15 protein-coding genes are annotated in these 15,039 nt (G+C 68.8%); 10 read left to right on the top strand and 5 right to left on the bottom strand.

Going from position 1 to position 15,039, the window contains the following annotated elements:
- Positions 1–231 precede the first annotated feature (231 nt).
- Genes DFR69_RS29960 through DFR69_RS29930 form a run of 7 tightly spaced genes read left to right on the top strand, consistent with a single transcriptional unit; the run spans position 232 to position 6,839 of the window.
- Positions 232–1,437, top strand: a complete 1,206-nt coding sequence (locus tag DFR69_RS29960) for a cytochrome P450 (RefSeq protein WP_110041074.1) — start codon at positions 232–234, stop codon at positions 1,435–1,437.
- Positions 1,437–2,240, top strand: a complete 804-nt coding sequence (locus DFR69_RS29955) for an SDR family oxidoreductase (RefSeq protein WP_110041018.1) — start codon at positions 1,437–1,439, stop codon at positions 2,238–2,240. Before DFR69_RS29960 ends, DFR69_RS29955 begins: the two co-directional genes overlap by 1 nt.
- Positions 2,237–2,464, top strand: a complete 228-nt coding sequence (locus tag DFR69_RS29950) for a ferredoxin (protein ID WP_110041017.1) — start codon at positions 2,237–2,239, stop codon at positions 2,462–2,464. Before DFR69_RS29955 ends, DFR69_RS29950 begins: the two co-directional genes overlap by 4 nt.
- Entirely contained in the window at positions 2,464–3,015 is a 552-nt protein-coding gene (locus DFR69_RS29945) for a hypothetical protein (protein WP_110041016.1), read from the top strand. The genes DFR69_RS29950 and DFR69_RS29945 overlap by 1 nt, the downstream gene beginning before the upstream one ends.
- Positions 3,009–4,259, top strand: coding sequence for a hypothetical protein (locus DFR69_RS29940; RefSeq protein WP_110041015.1), 1,251 nt, complete (start codon positions 3,009–3,011; stop codon positions 4,257–4,259). The genes DFR69_RS29945 and DFR69_RS29940 overlap by 7 nt, the downstream gene beginning before the upstream one ends.
- A gap of 25 nt (positions 4,260–4,284) precedes the next feature.
- A complete protein-coding gene (locus DFR69_RS29935; protein ID WP_110041014.1) occupies positions 4,285–5,895 on the top strand; it encodes an acyl-CoA synthetase in 1,611 nt (536 codons plus the stop codon).
- A gap of 59 nt (positions 5,896–5,954) precedes the next feature.
- Entirely contained in the window at positions 5,955–6,839 is an 885-nt protein-coding gene (locus DFR69_RS29930; protein WP_110041013.1) for an alpha/beta fold hydrolase, read from the top strand.
- A 51-nt stretch (positions 6,840–6,890) separates the two neighbouring features.
- Here the strand turns inward: DFR69_RS29930 and DFR69_RS29925 are convergent, their stop codons facing one another.
- The 3 genes from DFR69_RS29925 to DFR69_RS29915 form a co-directional block, all read right to left on the bottom strand.
- Positions 6,891–8,279: a WS/DGAT/MGAT family O-acyltransferase gene (locus DFR69_RS29925; protein ID WP_110041012.1), complete on the bottom strand. Its 1,389-nt coding sequence runs from the start codon at positions 8,277–8,279 to the stop codon at positions 6,891–6,893.
- A gap of 94 nt (positions 8,280–8,373) precedes the next feature.
- Positions 8,374–9,261: an alpha/beta fold hydrolase gene (locus tag DFR69_RS29920; protein ID WP_110041011.1), complete on the bottom strand. Its 888-nt coding sequence runs from the start codon at positions 9,259–9,261 to the stop codon at positions 8,374–8,376.
- A 374-nt stretch (positions 9,262–9,635) separates the two neighbouring features.
- Entirely contained in the window at positions 9,636–10,640 is a 1,005-nt protein-coding gene (locus DFR69_RS29915) for an alpha/beta fold hydrolase (protein ID WP_110041010.1), read from the bottom strand.
- A 195-nt stretch (positions 10,641–10,835) separates the two neighbouring features.
- On the opposite strand from DFR69_RS29915, the gene DFR69_RS29910 reads away from it, so the two are divergent.
- Positions 10,836–11,351 (top strand): hypothetical protein, encoded by a 516-nt coding sequence (locus tag DFR69_RS29910; RefSeq protein ID WP_110041009.1) that lies wholly within the window; start codon positions 10,836–10,838, stop codon positions 11,349–11,351.
- 21 nt (positions 11,352–11,372) lie between these two features.
- Here the strand turns inward: DFR69_RS29910 and DFR69_RS29905 are convergent, their stop codons facing one another.
- Positions 11,373–11,894 carry a DinB family protein gene (locus DFR69_RS29905; protein WP_110041073.1) on the bottom strand — a complete coding sequence of 174 codons (522 nt, stop codon included), beginning with the start codon at positions 11,892–11,894 and terminating at the stop codon, positions 11,373–11,375.
- A gap of 298 nt (positions 11,895–12,192) precedes the next feature.
- Here DFR69_RS29905 and DFR69_RS29900 point away from each other — a divergent pair, with 298 nt between their 5' ends.
- Positions 12,193–12,681 (top strand): DinB family protein, encoded by a 489-nt coding sequence (locus DFR69_RS29900; protein WP_110041008.1) that lies wholly within the window; start codon positions 12,193–12,195, stop codon positions 12,679–12,681.
- 51 nt (positions 12,682–12,732) lie between these two features.
- Positions 12,733–13,308, top strand: a complete 576-nt coding sequence (locus tag DFR69_RS29895; RefSeq protein ID WP_110041072.1) for a dihydrofolate reductase family protein — start codon at positions 12,733–12,735, stop codon at positions 13,306–13,308.
- Between the two features lie 8 nt (positions 13,309–13,316).
- Here DFR69_RS29895 and DFR69_RS29890 read toward each other — a convergent pair whose 3' ends face one another.
- Positions 13,317–14,849: a sugar porter family MFS transporter gene (locus DFR69_RS29890; protein ID WP_110041071.1), complete on the bottom strand. Its 1,533-nt coding sequence runs from the start codon at positions 14,847–14,849 to the stop codon at positions 13,317–13,319.
- Positions 14,850–15,039 lie beyond the last annotated feature (190 nt).

Raw genomic sequence — 15,039 nt, 5'->3', positions numbered from 1 at the left:
AGCGTCAGCGAGGGCCCCTTGCCGAGGCTTGAATATGTTCCGCACCAGCATCTTTGGCCACACCGAAGGAGGACGGCAATCGACGGAAGGAGACCCGGATCGTCGGCGAAAACGTTGTGCGGGGCGCATGTCGGTGGTACCGTCCAGACACATGTCCAGCTATGTGTCTCCCTCGGGTCGCTACCGTCCCGATGCTGTCGGGGACGTCCGATCGGAACCGGGGTGTTCGCGATGACCAGCGCCGCTGTCGAGCCCGTGCGCTTCGATCCGTACGATTACCGATTCCACGAGGATCCGTACCCGACATATCACCGGTTGCGGACCGAGGCGCCGCTTTACCACAATCCGGATCTCGATTTCTGGGCGCTGTCGCGCCATTCCGATGTGATCGCGGCATTCCGGGACAATCACCGGCTCTCGAGCGCGAATGGGGTGTCGCTCGATCCGGCGGCCTGGGGACCGCACGCGCACCGCGTCATGTCGTTCCTGGCGATGGACGATCCACGGCACATGCGCATGCGCAGGCTCGTCTACAAGGGCTTCACCCCGAAACGGGTGGCCGAGATGGAAGACCGCATCCGCGAGATCACCCTCGAACACCTCGAACCGGCGCTCGCGCGTGGGCGTTTCGATTGGATCGACGAGGTCGCGGGCAAGCTGCCGATGGATGTCATCTCCGAGCTGATGGGCGTGCCCGAGGCCGACCGCGCGGAGATCCGGCGCCTGGCGGACCTGGTGGTGCACCGGGAGGAAGGCGTCCTCGACGTGCCCGTCGAGGCGATCGAGTCCTCGATCACGTTGTACGGCTACTACGCCGACATGGTCGCCCAGCGCCGCGCCGCGCCCCGCGACGACCTCACCTCGGCCCTGCTCGAGGCCGAGATCGACGACGACACCCTCACCGACGAGGAGATCATCGGCTTCATGTTCCTGATGGTCGTCGCCGGCAACGAGACGACCACCAAGCTGCTCGGCAACGCGCTCTACTGGGCGGGCGCCGACCCCGCCGAATACGCGAAGGTCGCCGCCGACCCCGACCTGGTCGCGGACTGGGTGGAGGAGACGCTGCGCTACGACACCTCCAGCCAGATCGTCGCGCGCACCGCCACGGCCGACCTGGACTACCACGGCGGCACCATTCCGGCCGGAGCCAAGGTGCTGCTGCTGATCGGCTCGGCGAACCGGGATCCGGCGGCGTTCGCCGACGGCGACAGCTACCGGATCGACCGCAACGACGGCGGCGCGCTCGCCAGTTTCGGTGCGGGCGTGCACTTCTGCCTCGGCGCGCACCTGGCCCGGCTCGAGGCGACCGTCGTGCTCGGCGAGTTCGCGCGGCGCGTCGCGCGCTACGAGGTCGACCACGGCGGCATCGAACGCGTGCACTCGACCAATGTCCGTGGCTTCGCCCAACTCCCGATCACCGTAGAGGTCCGCTAGTGCCCCGATTCGAACCCCATCCCGACCGCAGGCCCGCGCTGGTGGCGGGTGCGTCCTCCGGTATCGGCGCCGCGACGGCCGTCGCGCTGGCCGCGCTCGGTCACCCGGTGGCGCTGGGCGCGCGCCGCGCAGACCGCTGCGAGGAGCTCGCCGCCAAGATCAGGGCCGACGGCGGTGACGCCTTCGCGCACCCGCTCGACGTCACCGATCCGGCGTCCGTCGACGCGTTCGTGACCGCCGCGGAAGCGGCGCTCGGTCCCACCGAGATCCTCGTCTCCGGTGCGGGCGACATCGAATTCGCGCTGGTGGGCGAGATGGATCCGGAGCGGTTCCTGCACCAGGTGCAGGTGCACCTGGTCGGCGCGCAACGCCTGATCCACCGGGTGCTGCCCGGCATGACCGCGCGACGCCGCGGCGATCTCGTGGTCATCAGCTCCGACTGCGCCGACAATCCGCGCCCGCGCAGCGGCGCCTACAGCGCGGCCAAGAACGGACTCGAAGCGATGGTCGGGCAGCTGCGAATGGAGTTGGAGGGCAGCGGAATCCGGGCCTCGCTGGTGCGGCCGGGCCCCACGCTGACCGGCATGGGCATGGACTCGACACCCGAGGTCGTCGGTCCGCTGCTGCAGGACTGGAAGGACTGGGGGTTCGCCCGGCACCCGTACATGCTCAAGCCCGAGCACCTGGCCGACGCGGTCGCGACCGTGGTCTCGGTGCCGCGCGGCGCGCACATGGTGCTGGTCGAGGTGCAGCCGGAGGCGCCGCTGCGGCCGCTGCCCGCCGGAGACGGGAGCGCGTCATGAGAATCGTGGTCGACGCCGACCTGTGCCAGGGGCACGCGGCGTGCCAGGACGAGGCACCCGCGGTGTTCTCGGTGCCCAAGCACGGCACGGTCGAGATCACCGACCCCACCCCCGACCCCGCGGAACACGACGCCGTCCGCGCGGCGATCCGCTGGTGTCCCACCCGAGCGTTGTCGATCGTCGACGGAGACGATGCCGACTCCACACCGAAAGGCACAGACTGATGGCAGGTTTCGAGCGCGCCGAACTCGACGAGATGGTCCGGCGCTGGGTCGTGGAGAACCAGCGGTGCGAGGAGAAGGGCGACTGGAAGCCCCTCGCCGAGATGTACACCGTCGACGCCACCTACGGCTGGAACTACGGGCCCAAGCAGGAATTCATGGCGGTCGGCCGGGAGGAGATCCGCGACCTGGCCCTCGGACAGGAGATGGCCGGGCTCGAAGGCTGGACCTATCCGTATCAGGAGTTCGTGGTCGACGAGCGCAGCGGCACCGTCATCGGGTTCTGGAAGCAGATCAACGAGCGCACCCGCGCCGACGGCAGGCACTACTCGCCCGAGGGCATCGGCGGCAGCTGGTTCCGGTACGGCGGCGAATTCCAATGGTCCTGGCAGCGCGACTTCTTCGACTTCGGCAATGTCTCCGCGATGTTCCTGGACATGATCACCGACAACGCGCTCTCCGCCGGGATGCAGCAGCGCATCGAACGCTCGGTCTCGCGCGATCCGCTGCCCGGCTGGTATCGCGTCGGCGAAGCACCGGCGTCGCTGTGGTGACACCGGTGAGCCGGTTCGCGGCGCTGACCCGGGAACAGCTGGCCGCGCTGATCCCGGAGTTGCTGCTGTGCGGTCACCTGATCGACCGCTCCGGCATGGCGCACACCATCGCCGCGTTCGGCCGGGCGGGGATGACCGAGGTCGCCATCGAGGAATGGCAGCTGGCCAGCCCCGTCTACACCCGCCGGATGCGGCGCGCGCTCGGCATCACCGGCGACGGCGTGGAGACCATCTTCAAAGGGCTGCAACTCGACATCGGGGCGCCGCCGCAGTTCATGGACTTCCGTTTCCGGGTCGACGACCACGATCACGGCCAGTTCTGGCTCGACCACTGCGGCGCGCTCGCCGATGTCGAGCCGATGGGCGAGGAATTCGTGGTGGCCATGTGCCACGACATCGAGGACCCCACCTTCGACGCGACAGCGCTGGCCACGAACCCGCACGCCCAGGTGCGCCCCGTGCACCGGCCGCCGCGCGAGCCCGCGGACCGTACTCCGGTGTGCGCGTGGACCGTTGTCATCGATCCCGCCCACGTGCCGCCACCGGTCCCCCGCCTGGCGCCGGTCCTGGCGGAATCCGCGGCCGCAGGCCTGGACCTGGCGGCGATCGATCCCGCCGAGGAGGGCAGGGGCGACTACACCGGACCGCTGCTCAGCGATCTGCGCTTCGCCGACTTCTCGCACTCGGCCCTGCGGCGGATGGCCGACGAGATCTGCCTGCAGCAGCATCTGCTGACGCTCGGCTTCCTGCTGGCGATCCGCGAACGCGCCGATGCCGAGACCGCGCTCGCCATCGGACGCAAACAGTTCACCGGGATCGCCGGGCTCACCTCCGAGCGGCTCGCCCGCTGCCTGCGCCTCGGCGACGATCCGGCCGATCTGGCGGCGGTCTTGCGGGTCCATCCCGCACTGAACCCGCTGGGCTACACCGGAATCGCGATAGAGACGACCGATTCCACGGTGCGCGTGCGGTTTCCGGCCGCGAGCGGCGCGCTCACCGACGGCGCGTGGCCCACCCTGCTGACACCGGCGGACCTGCGTCCGCTCGACGCGCTGATCCGCGGGGTGAACCCCCGCTTCGCCGCCCGGGTCGGCACGGTCGACGAGCACGGCTGGACCGCCGAGATCGAGCTGGCCGACCAGCCGTTCCGCGAGGCGTCGGAGGTGGCGGTGACCCGCTTCAGCACCGGCGCGAGCTTCGTTTTCGCCGACCGCGGCACCCCCTTGCCGCTCACCGTCGTGTGAGCGGATCGCCGAGAGATGGACTGACATGGCCACTACCTTCGCCGACCTGTTCGAGCACTCCGTCGACGCGATGCCCGACCGGGTGGCGCTGATCCAGGGCGAGCGCCGCACGACCTACCGCGAGCTCGACATCCGGGCCAATCGGCTGGCGAGCCAGTTGACCGCCCTCGGCGTGGGGCACGGGACCCACGTCGGCTTCCAGATGCACAACAGCATCGAGACCATGGAGACCCTGATCGCCTGCTTCAAGGTGCGGGCGGTCCCGATCAACGTCAACTACCGGTACGGGCCCGCCGAGCTGGCCTACGTCTACGACAACGCCGATCTCGACGTGCTGGTCCATCACGCGAGCTACGCCGACTCGGTCCGGGCGGCCCTCGCGCGCGCCCCGAGGGTGCGGCGGTCGATCTGCGTCGACGACGACCGATTCCTCGGTGCGCCCGATTCCGGCGCCCTGGCCTACGAGACCCTCGTCGAGACGGGAAAGCCGTTCCGTCCCACCGTGACCCGCAGCGCCGACGACCTGTTCATGATGTACACCGGCGGCACCACCGGCATGCCGAAGGGCGTGATGTGGCGCCAGGAGGACATGTGGCGGGTCCTGGGCGGCGGCGTCGACTTCTACAGCGGCGAGCCGGTGCGCGACGAATACCAGCAGTCCGAGGCGGGCGCCGCGGCGGTGCCCGCCACCTGGTTCGTGCTGCCGCCGCTGATCCACGCCGCGGCGATGATGCCCACCTTCACCGCGCTGTGGTCGGGCAACGCGGTGATGTTCGAACCGCGCTTCGATCCGGCCCGGGTGTGGCGGGCGGTCGAGGCCCAGCGGCCGCACGTCCTGGTGATCACCGGCGACGCGATGGCCCGGCCCCTGCTCGACGCGTTCGACGAGCGCCCGGTGGACGCGTCGTCGCTGCTGGTGATCGCCTCCGGGGCGGCGCTGCTGTCACAGCCGGTGAAGAACGCGCTGCTGGAGAAGTTCCCCACCACGATGGTCTCGGACTCGATCGGCTCGTCCGAGACCGGCTTCGGCGGTATCGGTTTCGCACAGAAGGACGACAACCCGGCCCGTGGACCCCGGGTGCAGACCGGGCGCGGCGCGGTGGTGGTCGACGCGGACGGCAGGCCGGTCGGCCCCGGCGAGGAGGGCTGGCTGGCCAAGACCGGATCGGTGCCGCTGGGCTACTACAAGGACCCCGAACGCACCGAGCGGCTGTTCAAGACCGTCGACGGCGCGCGTGTCGTGGTCACCGACGACCGCGCCCGCGCCGAGGAGGACGGGTCGATCACCCTGATCGGCCGGGGCAACATGGTGATCAACACCGGCGGCGAGAAGGTGTTCCCCGAGGAGGTCGAAGCCGTCGTCAAGGCCCACGAGGCCGTCTACGACGCCGTCGTGGTCGGGGTGCCGCACCCGCGCTGGGGCCATCAGGTCGGCGCGGTGATCTCGGCACATCCCGGCCGGTCGGTGGACTTCACCGCCCTGCGCACGCACACCCGCGCTCATCTCGCGGGATACAAAGTGCCCAAGCAGATCTGGGTGGTGGACAGCGTCTCGCGCTCGCCCAGCGGCAAGCCCGACTACCGGTGGGCCAAGGAGCAGGTGGCCGCACGCGCGGCCGACCACGCGGCCGACTGACGCCCCGGTGTGCCATCATCGACTAGAACGAGTTCTAGAAATGTCGCGAGGAGGCGAGCGTGGGTACTGTGCGATCGGTGCGGACGGGGCCGTTCCTCGTGCCCGCCGTGGACGAGATCCCCGGCGGCCGGATGCTCGAGCTCCCCGGCCGTGGGCGGACCTACGTCGTCGACATCCCCGGCCCGCCGGACGCGCCGGTGCTCGTCCTGCTACACGGCACCGCGTGTACCGCCGCGCTGAACTGGTTCCCGGCGCTGGAGACCCTCAGCGAGCACTACCGCGTCGTGCTGTTCGATCAGCGCTGGCACGGGCGCGGCATCCAGTCGCCGCGGTTCCGGCTCGAGGACTGCGCCGACGACGTGGTCGCGGTCGCCGACGCGCTGGGCGTGGATCGTTTCGTCTGCGTGGGCTATTCGCTGGGCGGCATCGTGTCGCTGCTCACCGCGCACCGGCATCCGGACCGGGTCGCCGGGCTGGTGCTGTGCGCGACGCCGTACCGCTTCCAGGAGAAGTGGCGTGAGCGGGCGTTCCATCGCGGATTCGCCTCGGTGGCCGAGGCGCTGGGCGAGTATCCGTACCGACGGGCCCGGCGGCTGACGCGCGCTCTGCCGGAAGTGCCGCCCGCGCTGGTGCCGGGACAGTTGCGCCGCTGGGCGATGGGCGAATTCCGCAGTACGAGCGGGTGGGCGCTGGCTCCGGTGCTCGCCGAGATCGGGACCTTCGACGCCACGTCGTGGCTGCCGGAGCTGCGGATGCCGACGGCGGTGGTCATCACGACCAAGGACCGGGCGATCCCGGTGTATCGGCAGATCGAGCTCGCCGCCGCGATCCCAGGGGCGAGTGTTCATCCGGTCGCGGCCGGCCACGCGGCGTGCGCTGTCGCGCCGCACCGGTTCGTTCCGGTACTGGCCGACGCGTGCCGCGCGGTCCTCACGCGGCGGTAGGTGCCTGACCTGTTCGACGCCGGTGGCGAACAGGTCGGTCGGGGCGAGTGGTCAGCCCTTGGCGCGAGCCGCGGCCAGCAGCTCGTCGATCACGGTGGGCACGGCGGCCGCGAGCGCGTCGACGTCGGGGACCAGATCACGGCAGGCGATGAAGCCGAAATCCAGGTCGCCACAGTTGGACAGCACGGTGACGGTGAGCCCCGCCCCGTGGAAGACCGGACCGAACGGATACATGCCGTCGACCCGCACGCCGAGGAAGTACAGCGGCATCGGCGGGCCCGGCACGTTGGAGACCACCAGGTTGTGCACGACCGGGTGCCGTTCGGCCAGCTTCAGCGACGAGTACACGCGGGAGGCGAGCCGGAAGGTGTTGGGCGGGGCGTACTTCGACCAGTCCTGCAGGAAGTCGGCGCCGATCAGGTCGTGTTCGGCCTTGGCCTCCCGGTTCGCCACGGCCAGCGTCTCGAGCCGTTCCACCGGATCGGCGAGATCGGTACCGAGGCGGCAGAACAGCGTCGAGACCTTGTTGATCCCCTCGGTGTGCCGGGTGGTCTCGTGCACCGACACCGGGACCGAGGCGATCAGCGAACGGTCGGGCAGCGCGTCATGATCGGCGAGGTAGCGCCGCAGCACGCCACCGACGACGGTGAGCACGACATCGTTGACCTTCACCCCGAACGCGGCCTTGATCTCCTTGATCGCGCCCAGGTCGGTCTTGGTGAACGAGATCGACCGCGCCGGGGTGATGGCCTGATTGAACGGCGTGCGCGGCGCGGAGAACGGCAGTTCCATTCCCGCCTGATCGTTGCGCCGCCGCTGCGCGAAACCGGCGACCATCCCGAGCGTCTTGGGCACCATGCCGAGCATGCCCGCCCTCGCTGGAAAGCGGACGGCCGCGCGCGCGGCGAGCTCGAGATCGCTCGGCACCGGTTCCGGGGTCCACGGCTCGGGTTCCGGGCGCGTCAGTCCGGGTTCCAGATCGCACAGGTGCATCATCATGTTCGTTCCGGTGATGCCGTCGACGGCCGAATGGTGGTACTTGCACAGCACCGCCACCTTGCCGTCGTCGAGGCCCTCCACCACCGACATCTCCCACAGCGGCCGGTTCCGGTCCATCGGGGTGCTCGCGATCTCGCCGAGCAGCTCGGCGAGATCGTCCATGCCGACCGGCGCGGGCAGTTCGACCCGGCGGAGATGGTTGTCGATGTCGAAATCGGCGTCGTCGACCCAGATCGGATGGTCCAGGTTGAACGGCACCTCGTGCACGCGGCGGCGCAGGTGTGGAATGAGCGGCAATCGCCTGCCGAGCTCGGCGCGGACGTTGTCGAAGGAGTAGGGCTGGTCGGCCGGGTCGAGAATCAGCAGTGCGCAGACGTGTAAATGCTGGGTGTCGGTCTCCAGATAGAGGAAGCTGGCATCCAGTCCGGTGAGTCGTTCCATAGCGGAATCTTACTAGAACACGTTCTAGTTTTGCTCGCCGAGCGGGCGTAACGCGACGACGCTCACAACTGGTACGCCGGTGCCGCCCAGGGGACTACGCCGCCCGCTCGTTCGTGTGCGCGAGAACCGCGGTGGCCAGTTCGCCCAGCACATCGCGGGGCAGAGTGTGACCCATGCCCGCGATCATCGACAGGCGCGCATTCGGGATCCGCTCGGCGATGAGCGCACCGTGACCCGGCTTCACCGGCTCGCATGTTCCTTCGACGACCAATGTGGGCGCCTCGATCCGGGGCAGCGCGTCCACCGGCTCGAAGTCGGGCGCGACGGCCGCGGCAAGCCGGTGATTGGCCACCGCGGACAGGTCGCGGGCGCGATCATGGATCCGCTCCTGCAGCGCGCGGGCCGCGTCCTCGTCGAACGGCAACTCGTCGCCGTGCAGCAGGCGCTGTTCGGCCACCATGCCCTTGATCCTCGCTTCCCGATCCGTCGGTTGCGGCGCGGCCATCAGGGTGCGATAGAAGGCGACGAACTCCGGCGTCGGCTCGGGCAGCGCACCCGCCGGCTGCGGCTCACCGAGCAGCGCCCGCATCAGCACCTGCCCCTCACCGGCACCCAGCGGCGACGATCCGATGACCGTCAGCGAGCGGACGCGCTCCGGCCGCTCGGCGGCGACGAACTGTCCGAGCAGCCCACCCGCCGAATGACACACCAGGTGCGCGCTGTCCATGCCGTGCGCGTCGAGCACGCGGTAGACGTCGTCCTTGATGTCGTGCCAGGTGTAGGGCGCCGCCGCGAAGTCGATCGTGTCCGACTGCCCGGTGTCGCGGTGGTCGTAGCGCACCACCCGTCGCCCACCGGCCACCAACCGCTCCACGAACTCCTCCGGCCACAGGATGCCCTGCGACATCGAGCCCATGATCAGCAGGATCGGCACGTCCGTCGCGGCACCGAATTCCTCGCTCCAGATGTTCACGTTTCGCATCGCGTCTCCCGCCGCCGTTGACCACTCCGTATGTAGTGATCAGAACGTAGTACTACACACGGAGTGGTGTCAAGCGCGAGATTGCCCCGGGACCACATCTACCCGGACAGCGCGTCCGCTGATTTCCTGGCCGGCTCGGGGTCCTCGGACCCGACCCATGCCGGCGGATCGAGGACAGTCGGTGACGGATCGACCGGCGGCCATGTCGTCCACGCGGCGGCCGAGCCGTGCCCTGCGAAGGATTTTCCCCAGTTCCACATCGTTGCGCTCCTCCCCCGAGCTGCTGTGCGGTATCACCAGGCTAGGCACCTTTTTCGCAGCGCACCAATGATTTTCGGTGCGCACCACCGCCGCACCGGCCGACCGACGAGGCTTCAGCCGTTCAGGAATCGCAGCAGCTCGGCGGTGACGACCTCCGGGTTCTCCTCGACGAGCCAGTGGCCCGCGCGCGGAACGTCCACGGCGCGGACGATGTTCGTCATCCGCGTGGCCGCGGTCGCGCGGACCGGATCGAGCTGACCCTGCGCCGTCATGAGCAGCGTCGGGATGTCCGTCGGCGCGGAGTCGATCGTGTCGCGGACGTCGCGGTCGAGCGTCCGGTACAGCTCGAAGCCGCCGGTGAGGCTCTCGGGTTCACCGTAGGTGCGCGCATACTCGTCGATGTCGGCGTCGGTGAACGGGGAGGTCCGCGCCGTTCCACCGAAAGCCGTTCCACCGAAGGAGACTTGGGGGTAGAACAGCGAAAGGTACTCGCGCACATCGTCGGCGACCACCGCTTCGGGGACCTCGCGCTGCGCATGGAAGGCGATGTGCCAGCTCATCGAACGGTAGGTGGCCGCGTCGACCGCGGGGCCGGGAAGCGGGAGGTCGAGGTAGCCGAGCCGGGCCGTGTCGGCGGGGAACCGGCTGGCGTACTGGTAGGCCACGGCGGCGCCGAAGTCGTGGCCGATGATCCGCGCGTCGCGTATGCCCAGCCGCTCGGCGACGAGAGCGTGGACATAGCGAGCCAGCGTGGCCTTGCTGTAGTCCGTCGGCGCGCCTGTGCTGTCGCCGAGTCCGGGCAGGTCGATGGCGTAGACAGTGTGCTTCTCGGCGAGCGCGGGCATGATCGGCCACCAGCCGTACCAGGTCTGCGGCCAGCCGTGCAGCAGGACGACCGGCGAGCCACTACCGCCGGTCACATAGTGCATCCGCACGCCGTCGACGTCGGCGAACTCGTGCCGGAAGGTCTGGTCGAACGCGGGGTCCCCGTGGGTCACCCGCGCGTACGCGGGCACCTCTTCCGCCGCGGTGGTGACGCAGGCCGCGGAACAGAGGGCGAGCAGGGCGACGAGGGCGGCGATTCCCGCCGCACGGACAGATCGAAGGGCGATGATCATCGGTTCTTCCTGGGGGTCGACAGCGGAGTCCGGGCCGCAAGCGTCACCCAGAACGAGCTGAAATGGCAAGATTTGTTGCCGATTCAGCAATTCGACGCTTTTCGCGGTATTCGCGAATGCCGTTGGGCGGGCGCGATGTTCGACAGGGGTTCAGCCTGTAGGGTTCGGTGATCGTTCCGGGAGGACCACCACCGCATGACGCAGTTTCAGCATCGAATCGACGCGATGACCGACGACTCGGGATTCCTCGGCCTCGTCGACCCGCACGCGTACACGTCGTTCGTGGGCGAGGACTGGACTCTGGAGTCGCTCTTCGAACGCGTCGAATCGGAGATGCGGCAGCGGAGGGTGCTGCTCTGGGGAACCGGCGGCGAGGAGCAGTGGCGGATCGACGTGTCGGATTCGCCGGTGGATCCGCGGCTACCGGTTCTCAGGCAGGTCGCCGGCCCCATCACCGTCACCCGCGGCGAGCTGGTCGTGGTCAATCTGGACACGGTCACCATGGCCGCCCAGTTCGCGGACTCCGCCGTGGACGACGACAAGGACATCTACGGTTCCGGGATCACCCTCCCCAACGGCGACTACCTCTGCACCATCAGTCAACTCACCGATCCCGAAGAGGAACGCACCCACGAAGGCCCCGACTTCCACCTCCAGCTGATGGCTGGGCGAACCGCACCATGGCTCGGCGTGCCATGGTCCGAACCGTGACGCTCGCGCTCGAGGCCTTGCTCACCCGCTGAAGCCCGCGCGATACAGATCGCGGAGCAGGGCGATCTCCGCGCCGTGGTGCAGCAGTTCACGGTGGGTGTGCAGAACGATCCCCGCGGTGGACCACTCGGACAGCATGCTGTCCGGTGGTCCCGCGGGTTCCGCCAGCCCCTCGTCACCGAGGCCACCGACACCCTCGATCCACGACCGGTACGCGTCGTCGAGTTGGCGCAGCGCGTCGGCGGCCGTACCGGCGTAGCGGTACGTCGCGAAGTCGACGGGTGGATGGCCGAAACGCTGCAGCCCCGCCTCGAGCAGAAAAGTCACGTGGCCCAGCCGCCACGCGATGGTGGTGACCGGCGCGGGCTCGGGCGGCGGGACGGCGAAGTCACTGGCGAACCCGTCGGCGACCGGGCGGACGGTCCACATGCCGGGGACCGGTTCCCAGAAGAACTCCGCGTCGGTCAGACCCTCGAAGCGAGGCCGCAGCTGCCGGGTCCAGTGCAGGTCGATTTGGCCTCGTATCTCGGCGTTCCAATCGATGCTCACCGCGTAGACCCTGTCGGGTGGGGCGGGTCCTGCCAACCGATTTTGGCGCGGTTACCGCGGCGCGGGCATACTGTGAGTGGCGGCCGTGTACACCTCCGGCCCGGGCGACGGGTCCCCGTCGGTCTGGTAACGCCCCATCCGCGGGAACCGCGATCGAACGCCCGGCGCCTTCCCGTCGTTCCCCATCAGACGTCTCGGCTGGATTCGCCGAGCGATCACCATTTCGCGAACAAACCCTCGGCCGATGACGCCATCGGCCTGCTACCCACGCCATCGATCGGAGTGAAAGTTCATGGGTACCACCAGGATCACCGACGGCAGCGAGCGCGCGCTGCTCGAGAACACGCTCGACCGCAATCGCGAGGCGCTCGTGGCGACCCTGCGCGGGCTGTCCGAGCAGGACGCGCGCCGGCGGCTCGTCACATCGTTGACGACCCCGATCTCGCTGCTCAAGCACGCCGCCGCGGCGGAGCGGATCTGGTTCCAGCGGTTCTGGGCGGGGCTCGACGCGTCCGAGTGCGACGGATATTCGGAGCGGGACGAAGGGACCTTCGCGGTCGCCGACGAGGAGACGGTCGCCGAGGTGATCGCCGAGTACGAGCGCGCCGGGCGGCGGTCGAGAGAGATCGCGGCCCGCTTCGCCCTCGACGACACCATCGACATTCCGGGCGAAGGCACCGTGAGCATGCGATGGACGCTGCTCGCCATGATCGAGGAATTCGCCAGGCACGCGGGGCACGGGGACATCCTGCGCGAACAGATCGACCGGACGACGTCCTGATCTCCTAGGGTGGCGGTAGTCGGTGTCGACGCTCGATATCAGGAGGATCCGGTGGCACGCGAACTGGTTTACACGGGCTTCATGTCGCTCGACGGTGTGGTCGATTCGCCAGGCGGCACCGCCGAGGGGCACCGCAGCGGCGGGTGGGTGATGCAGACCGAGTTCGTCCCCGAGGCGTTCTCACTCAAGGGCGAGGAGCTCGCCGACACCACCGCGCTGATGTTCGGCCGCCGCAGCTACGAGGCCTTCGCGCCGATCTGGCGTGACTCCGAGGATCACGCGGCCTACAAGGACCTGCCCAAATACGTGGTGTCGTCGTCGCTTTCCGACGATGACCTGATCGACGGCTGGGGCGAGATCACGATCCTGCGCGGCACCGAGGACGTCGCCGCGCTCAAGCGGACCGAGGGCGGCGCCGTCTACATCCACGGCAGCGCCGAACTGGCCAGGGGCCTGGCCGACGCCGACCTGATCGACCGCTACAACCTGCTGGTCTTCCCGGTGCTGCTCGGCGCGGGCAAAAGCCTGTTCAGTCACACTGATCGCCCCAAACAACAACTGCGCCTGCGCGATTCGGACAGCTACCGCAACGGTGTCACCAAACTGATCTACGACGTCGAGCACTGAGCGGCGCGTCAGCTCTCCGCGGCCGCGGTGATCTCGTCCAGCGACACACCCTTGGTCTCGGGCACCCGCCGATAGCAGAACACCAGCGACAGCGCCGAGACCGCCGCGAAGATCAGGAACATCGCCGAGGCACCCCACCGCTCGCCCAGTGGCGGGAACACCAGGGAGACAACGAAGTTGCCCGCCCAGATGATGAAGGTGGTGATGCTCATCGCGGTCGCGCGGATCGGCGCGGGAAAGATCTCCGACAGCAGCAGCCAGGTCGGCACGCCGACACCGACCTGGAACGACGAGATGTAGACGACCATCAGGGCCAACAGGATGTACCCGGTGGTGGAATTCTGTGTCATCCGCTCCACGAAGGCCATGCCGAGCAACGCGACGATCATGACTGCCAAGCCGAGGAACATGAGCGGCCGGCGCCCTCTCCGGTCGATCAGCGTCATGCCGATGAGCACGCCGAGCACCGCCCCGACGCCGATGCCGATCGAGGACGTGACCGCGGCGTTGTCGCCCATTCCGGCCGCCGTCAGCGTGGACGGCGCGTAGTACACCACGGTGTTGACGCCGACGAATTGCTGAATCACGGCCAGCCCGCACCCGGTGATGAACAGCGCGCGCACCTTCGGTTTCCTCAATTGCGCGCCGAGGCTTTGTTTCACCGCCGCGTCGGCGGCCGCGGAGTGTTCGATCTGCTGAATCGTCGGCTCGACATTTTCCGGATAATAGGAGCGGCGCAGCACCTTTCTGGCGTCGTCCTCCCGCCCTTTTTCCAGATACCAACGCGGCGAATCCGGCATGAAATACATGCCGGCCACGAGCGCGACCGCGGGAATCACCGCCATCGCCAGCATGAGCCGCCAATTCCCGGTCGGCGCGAGCGCCGCGTTGATGACGTAGGCCAGCAACTGCCCGCCGGCGATGGCCAGACTGTTCATCGACACGAGCCGACCACGATAGGTGGCGGGCGCGATCTCCGAGACGTACATCGGGACGACGAGCGAGGCGGTGCCGACCGCGACGCCGAGGAACAGCCGCGTGATGATCATGGCGGTGGGTCCGGGTGAGAGCGCCTGAGCCAGCCCCGCGACGAAGAACAGCACGCCGGCGAACAGCAGGGTGGCGCGCCTGCCCCAGCGATCGGCCATCCACCCACCGGTGATCGAGCCGATCGCCGCGCCCACCAGAAGCGAACTCGTGATGACACCGACCTGGGTCTGACTGAGGCCGAAGTCGGGTGTGAGGAAGACGAGCACGCCCGAGATGACGCCGGTGTCGTACCCGAACAGCGCCCCGCCGAGCGCGGCGATCCCGACGACGGTGAGGACGAATTTCTTGATTCTCGCGCGCTGGGCCACGCGTTCCGGTGAATCGTCCGGCGGCACCGGCGGCTCGGTCACCGGCGACACCGCGACCCGTTTCGTGTCCTCACGCACCACGCCCGTCGGCCGCACCGGCGAATCGCCGTTCGGCCGGATGAGATGGTCGGCCGGACCGCGGCCGCCACGCACCGACGGAATCAATCGGGGGGAATCGGTCATGTCCACACCTCCGCCGAACGGGTGCACCTCGATTCCTGCACTGTAATGGAGCGACCGCATCATCGGGTAACTCGATATTCGCCCGGAACTCGACCGCGCGGGGATCGACACCTATTTGGCGGTCATATCGTGACCATTGACGAGCCCGAATGCGCCATCCTGGAAGCACCGGCAGCCCGCGGTTGCCGGT

Origin of the sequence: Nocardia neocaledoniensis (assembly GCF_003182135.1) — a bacterium.
Taxonomy (GTDB): Bacteria; Actinomycetota; Actinomycetes; order Mycobacteriales; family Mycobacteriaceae; genus Nocardia; species Nocardia neocaledoniensis.
Note: the sequence above shows the minus strand (reverse complement) of the source record. Positions and strands in the feature narration are given on the sequence as shown.

Coding starts and splice junctions, on each gene's coding strand:
- DFR69_RS29915 (WP_110041010.1), bottom strand. CDS start 10,640: ATGATCATCGCCCTTCGATCTGTCCGTGCGGCGGGAATCGCCGCCCTC.
- DFR69_RS29910 (WP_110041009.1), top strand. CDS start 10,836: ATGACGCAGTTTCAGCATCGAATCGACGCGATGACCGACGACTCGGGA.
- DFR69_RS29920 (WP_110041011.1), bottom strand. CDS start 9,261: ATGCGAAACGTGAACATCTGGAGCGAGGAATTCGGTGCCGCGACGGAC.
- DFR69_RS29960 (WP_110041074.1), top strand. CDS start 232: ATGACCAGCGCCGCTGTCGAGCCCGTGCGCTTCGATCCGTACGATTAC.
- DFR69_RS29945 (WP_110041016.1), top strand. CDS start 2,464: ATGGCAGGTTTCGAGCGCGCCGAACTCGACGAGATGGTCCGGCGCTGG.
- DFR69_RS29935 (WP_110041014.1), top strand. CDS start 4,285: ATGGCCACTACCTTCGCCGACCTGTTCGAGCACTCCGTCGACGCGATG.
- DFR69_RS29900 (WP_110041008.1), top strand. CDS start 12,193: ATGGGTACCACCAGGATCACCGACGGCAGCGAGCGCGCGCTGCTCGAG.
- DFR69_RS29925 (WP_110041012.1), bottom strand. CDS start 8,279: ATGGAACGACTCACCGGACTGGATGCCAGCTTCCTCTATCTGGAGACC.
- DFR69_RS29950 (WP_110041017.1), top strand. CDS start 2,237: ATGAGAATCGTGGTCGACGCCGACCTGTGCCAGGGGCACGCGGCGTGC.
- DFR69_RS29890 (WP_110041071.1), bottom strand. CDS start 14,849: ATGACCGATTCCCCCCGATTGATTCCGTCGGTGCGTGGCGGCCGCGGT.